The organism is Pseudomonas sp. HMWF006, assembly GCF_003061205.1.
Taxonomy (GTDB): domain Bacteria; phylum Pseudomonadota; class Gammaproteobacteria; order Pseudomonadales; family Pseudomonadaceae; genus Aquipseudomonas; species Aquipseudomonas monsensis.
In genome coordinates this window covers 1-5331 of record NZ_QAIU01000013.1, presented here as the reverse complement: position 1 = coordinate 5331, position 5331 = coordinate 1, and the positions used below count along the sequence as shown (strand labels likewise).

General features: G+C 55.0%; 6 protein-coding genes, 1 tRNA gene and 1 pseudogene. All 8 read right to left on the bottom strand.

Annotated elements, in window-relative coordinates; genetic code table 11:
* Positions 1 to 1586 (bottom strand): annotated as a pseudogene (rpoB, locus tag DBR24_RS00335) (DNA-directed RNA polymerase subunit beta); the annotation flags it as partial.
* 221 nt (positions 1587 to 1807) lie between these two features.
* Positions 1808 to 2173, bottom strand: coding sequence for a 50S ribosomal protein L7/L12 (gene rplL, locus DBR24_RS00330; RefSeq protein WP_007962228.1), 366 nt, complete (start codon positions 2171 to 2173; stop codon positions 1808 to 1810).
* A 74-nt stretch (positions 2174 to 2247) separates the two neighbouring features.
* Positions 2248 to 2748: a 50S ribosomal protein L10 gene (gene rplJ, locus DBR24_RS00325; RefSeq protein WP_003228752.1), complete on the bottom strand. Its 501-nt coding sequence runs from the start codon at positions 2746 to 2748 to the stop codon at positions 2248 to 2250.
* Positions 2749 to 2947: 199 nt separating this feature from the next.
* On the bottom strand, positions 2948 to 3643 hold the full coding sequence (rplA, locus tag DBR24_RS00320; protein WP_024014523.1) for a 50S ribosomal protein L1: 696 nt from the start codon (positions 3641 to 3643) through the stop codon (positions 2948 to 2950).
* Positions 3643 to 4074: a 50S ribosomal protein L11 gene (gene rplK, locus DBR24_RS00315; RefSeq protein ID WP_003228756.1), complete on the bottom strand. Its 432-nt coding sequence runs from the start codon at positions 4072 to 4074 to the stop codon at positions 3643 to 3645. The genes rplA and rplK overlap by 1 nt, the downstream gene beginning before the upstream one ends.
* A 117-nt stretch (positions 4075 to 4191) precedes the next feature.
* Positions 4192 to 4725: a transcription termination/antitermination protein NusG gene (nusG, locus tag DBR24_RS00310; protein ID WP_007957598.1), complete on the bottom strand. Its 534-nt coding sequence runs from the start codon at positions 4723 to 4725 to the stop codon at positions 4192 to 4194.
* A 9-nt stretch (positions 4726 to 4734) separates the two neighbouring features.
* The gene (gene secE, locus DBR24_RS00305) at positions 4735 to 5103 is read right to left on the bottom strand and encodes a preprotein translocase subunit SecE (protein ID WP_064589465.1); all 369 of its coding nucleotides are present in this window, start codon (positions 5101 to 5103) and stop codon (positions 4735 to 4737) included.
* Positions 5104 to 5148: 45 nt separating this feature from the next.
* Positions 5149 to 5224: transfer RNA gene (locus DBR24_RS00300), tRNA-Trp, on the bottom strand.
* Between the last annotated feature and the right edge of the window lie 107 nt (positions 5225 to 5331).

Below are 5331 nucleotides of genomic sequence, written 5' to 3'. Positions count from 1 at the left end.
ATCTCGGACAGCGGGTTGTTCTGGTCCATGAACTGAGACAGCTGGCTGGAACCGAAGAACTCTTTCACCGCCGCAGCCACTGGCTTGGCGTTGATCAGGTCTTGCGGCATCAGGCCTTCGCTTTCTGCCATCGACAGACGCTCTTTGACCGCACGCTCAACACGCACCAGGCCAACGCGGAACTGGTTCTCGGCCATCTCGCCGACGCAACGAACGCGACGGTTACCCAGGTGGTCGATGTCGTCGACGATGCCTTTACCGTTACGGATGTCGACCAGAGTCTTCAGTACCGCGACGATGTCTTCCTTGCACAGCACGCCCGAACCTTCGATCTCGGTGCGACCGATACGACGGTTGAACTTCATCCGGCCGACCGCAGACAGGTCATAGCGTTCAGGGCTGAAGAACAGGTTGTTGAACAGGGTTTCGGCAGCGTCCTTGGTTGGCGGCTCGCCTGGACGCATCATGCGATAGATCTCGACCAGCGCTTCCAATTGGTTGCTGGTGGAGTCGATCTTCAGCGTGTCGGAGACGAACGGACCGCAGTCGATGTCGTTGGTGTACAGAGTTTCGATGCGAACGACACCGGCCTTGGCAATTTTCGCCAGGACTTCGGTCGACAGCTCGGTGTTGCACTCTGCCAGGATTTCGCCGGTAGCCGGATGCACGATGACCTTGGCGGTCGTGCGACCCAGGACGTAGTCCAGAGGCACATCCAGCTCTTTGATCCCGGCTTTTTCCAGCTGGTTGATGTGGCGGGCAGTAATACGACGGCCCTGCTCAACAATCACCTTGCCTTTGTCGTCCTGAATGTCGAGGACAGCGACTTCACCGCGCAGGCGCTGAGGCACCAGTTCCAGGCTCAGGCCTTCGCCTTTAACATGGAATACGTTGGTGGTGTAGAACGCGTCCAGCACTTCTTCGGTGGTGTAACCGAGCGCGCGCAGCAGTACCGAGGCCGGCAGCTTGCGACGACGGTCGATACGCACGAACACGCAGTCTTTCGGGTCGAACTCGAAGTCCAGCCACGAACCGCGGTAAGGAATGATGCGAGCGGAGTACAACAGTTTGCCGGAGCTGTGCGTCTTGCCGCGGTCGTGGTCGAAGAACACGCCCGGGGAACGGTGCAGCTGGGAAACGATAACACGCTCGGTACCGTTGATTACGAAGGTACCGTTCTCAGTCATCAATGGGATTTCGCCCATGTAGACTTCTTGCTCTTTGATGTCCTTGATCGCTTTGTTCGACGATTCTTTGTCGAAAATGATCAGGCGCACTTTTACCCGCAAAGGTACGGCGAAAGTTACACCGCGCAATACGCATTCTTTGACATCAAATGCCGGTTCGCCCAGGCGATAACCGACGTACTCCAGCGCAGCATTGCCGGAGTAGCTGATGATCGGGAAAACGGATTTGAAGGCCGCATGCAGGCCCACGTCGCGGAACTGATCTTTAGTCGCTCCCGCTTGCAAGAATTCACGATACGAATCCAGCTGGATGGCCAGGAGGTACGGCACATCCATGACGTCCGGCAACTTGCTAAAGTCCTTGCGGATACGTTTTTTCTCAGTATATGAGTAAGCCATCAGCGTTCCCCAGCTTGGTCACCTGCTTGTTTGGCCCCTCCCGACGGGAGCAGCCAGAAAATCGTGCAAACCCCATGGTTTGCGCCACCGCATCGGGTGGTTACAGCGCCTTTATCAGCACCGACCCAGTCGGCTGCCAATAACGGAAAAAGGCCGGTGGCAAGAGCCACCAGCCATCAGCCTGTCGCTTGACGCTCGGGCTGGAGGAGCAAAGTCGATACTTATTTCAGTTCGACTTTAGCGCCTGCTTCTTCCAGCTTCTTCTTAGCGTCTTCAGCAGCTTCTTTCGAAACGCCTTCAGCTACAACCTGAGGAGCGCCGTCTACTTTCTCTTTGGCTTCTTTCAGGCCCAGACCGGTCAGTTCACGAACTGCCTTGATCACGTTAACCTTCTTCTCGCCAGCTTCCAGCAGAACAACGTTGAACTCGGTTTGCTCTTCAACAGCAGCAGCAGCTACAGCTGGGCCAGCCGAAGCAGCAGCAGCGGTAACACCGAAGGTTTCTTCCATCGCTTTGATCAGCTCAACGATTTCCACTACGGATTTCTGGCCGATTGCTTCGATGATTTGTTCGTTAGTCAGAGACATGACTCAATTCCTGAATTGGGGGACGGCCTACGCGACCATCGAAATAAACAAAAAACGCGAGAAGTTGACGAGCCTTAGGCTGCGGCAGCTTCTTTTTGGTCGCGAATTGCCGCCAGAGTACGAGCCAATTTGCTGGTAGCGCCTTGAATCACGCTCATCAGCTGAGAAATTGCTTCGTCACGGGTCGGCAGAGTTGCCAGTACGTCGATCTGATTAGCTGCGAGGAACTTGCCCTCGAACGCAGCTGCCTTGATCTCGAACTTGTCCTGACCCTTGGCAAACTCTTTGAAGATACGGGCAGCAGCGCCCGGATGTTCGTTCGAGAATGCAATCAGGGTCGGGCCGGTGAACACGTCGTTGAGGACACTGTATTCAGTGTCAGCAACAGCGCGCTTGAGCAGGGTGTTACGTACAACACGTACGTAAACGCCAGCTTCACGAGCCTCTTTACGGAGTCCGGTCATTGCGCCTACTGTTACGCCACGGGCATCAACCACGACAGCGGACAGAGCGACTTTGGCAGCCTCGTTGACTTCAGCGACGATGGCCTTCTTGTCTTCGAGATTAATTGCCACGGGTTTAACTCCTGCTTGTTACCGTTTCACTCGGTCGAAACCGAATGTCGTTTTGGTGTCTGATTCGGTAAGGAACCGGGAGCACCATCTGCGTAGGCTTGTGGTTTAAGGCTTGCGCCGCCTACGGTCTTGGATAGCCCCCGCCAGGCAGGGACCCCAATCTTTCAACTGGCGCGATCAAATCGCGCCAATTTTTGTCTTACGCGTCGAGCGAGCTTTGGTCGATAACCAGACCTGGGCCCATGGTGGTGCTCAGGGTAACGCGCTTGACGTAAATGCCTTTCGAGGAAGCTGGCTTGATACGCTTCAGATCAGCGATCAGGGCTTCAACGTTTTCCTTCAGCTTGACGGCATCGAAGCCGATCTTGCCAACGGAAGTGTGGATGATGCCGTTTTTGTCGGTGCGATAACGAACCTGACCAGCCTTGGCGTTTTTAACCGCGTTAGCCACGTCTGGAGTTACGGTGCCGACTTTCGGGTTAGGCATCAGGCCACGTGGACCGAGGATCTGACCCAGTTGACCTACAACGCGCATGGCATCCGGGGATGCAATCACTACGTCATAGTTCAGGTCGCCGCCTTTCATTTCGGCAGCCAGATCGTCCATACCTACACGGTCAGCGCCGGCAGCCAGAGCGGCCTCGGCAGCTGGACCCTGGGTGAACACGGCTACGCGAACGGTCTTGCCAGTGCCGTGTGGCAGCACAGTAGCGCTACGAACAACCTGGTCGGATTTACGTGGGTCTACACCCAAGTTTACAGCAACGTCGAACGACTCGCTGAACTTGACAGTCGACAGCTCAGCCAGCAGAGCAGCAGCGTCTACAATGTTGTAGGCCTTGCCTGCTTCGATTTTGCCGGCGATAGCCTTTTGACGCTTGGTCAGCTTAGCCATTACACACCCTCCACGTTAAGGCCCATGCTACGAGCAGAACCGGCGATAGTACGCACGGCTGCATCCATATCAGCTGCAGTCAGATCCGCGTTTTTGGTTTTCGCGATTTCTTCCAGCTGAGCACGGGTAACAGTGCCGACCTTAACGGTGTTCGGACGAGCGGAACCGCTGGTCAGACCGGCCGCCTTCTTCAGCAGAACCGAAGCAGGGGTGGATTTGGTTTCGAAAGTGAAGCTACGGTCGCTGTAGACAGTGATGATCACTGGAGTCGGCAGACCTGCTTCAAGACCCTGAGTACGGGCGTTGAAGGCCTTGCAGAATTCCATGATGTTCACGCCGTGCTGACCCAGAGCAGGACCAACAGGTGGACTTGGGTTAGCCTGAGCGGCCTTCACTTGCAGCTTGATGTAAGCGGTAATCTTCTTGGCCATGAGGCACTCCAATTACGGGTTCGAACGCCTCGAAAGGCTCCCCGGTTACTTGCGCGTTTATCCCAGTGACGACAAAACCCCACAGCCTTGGGCTGTGGGGTTGGGATGCTTGCCCAGTTAGACCTTTTCGACCTGACTGAACTCCAGCTCCACCGGAGTAGAGCGACCGAAAATGAGCACCGCCACTTGGATCCGGCTCTTTTCGTAGTTAACTTCTTCAACGACGCCGTTGAAATCGGCGAATGGACCGTCGTTGACACGTACCGTCTCACCTGGCTCGAACAACGTCTTCGGCTTAGGCTTGTCGCTACCATCAGCAACGCGACGCAGAATTGCTTCTGCCTCTTTATCCGTAATAGGCGCTGGCTTATCAGCAGTACCGCCGATAAAACCCATCACGCGAGGAGTGTCCTTGACCAAGTGCCAAGTACCCTCATTCATATCCATCTGAACCAGCACATAGCCTGGAAAGAACTTTCGCTCGCTTTTGCGCTTCTGGCCATTGCGCATCTCAACCACTTCTTCAGTGGGAACCAGAATCTCGCCGAAGCCATCTTCCATGCCAGCCAGCTTTACGCGCTCGATCAGCGAGCGCATCACATGCTTCTCGTAACCCGAGTAAGCATGCACAACATACCAACGCTTAGCCACGGGACACCCTTAGCCGACAATCAAGGAAACAAGCCAGCCGAGCAGGGAATCAAGCCCCCACAACAGCAACGCCATAACCAGAACAACAGCCACGACAATCAGCGTGGTCTGCGTGGTTTCTTGGCGAGTTGGCCACACGACTTTACGAATCTCGGTGCGAGCTTCCTTAACCAGTACAAAGAAAGACTTGCCCTTAGCAGTCTGCAGGCCTACAAAGGCAGCTACAGCAGCAATGACAAGCAAAGCAAGTACACGGTACAGGATCGGCGAAGCAGCGTAATACTGATTGCCAACAACGCCAACAACCACCAAAGCGACTACTACAAGCCACTTGAGCAGATCGAAGCGAGAGCCTTGAGCTTCAGCCTTAGGAGTCATCTATGAAGATCCTGTGAAAAGAAAGCCAGACACACCAAGTGAATCTGGCAGGTCAGGAGGGAATCGAACCCCCAACCTACGGTTTTGGAGACCGTCGCTCTGCCAATTGAGCTACTGACCTAAAACAAAATCAGGCCGACCATTATGCCGGCCCGAAAAATACATTACAACCGTTTATTCGATGATTTTGGCTACGACGCCAGCGCCGACGGTACGACCGCCTTCACG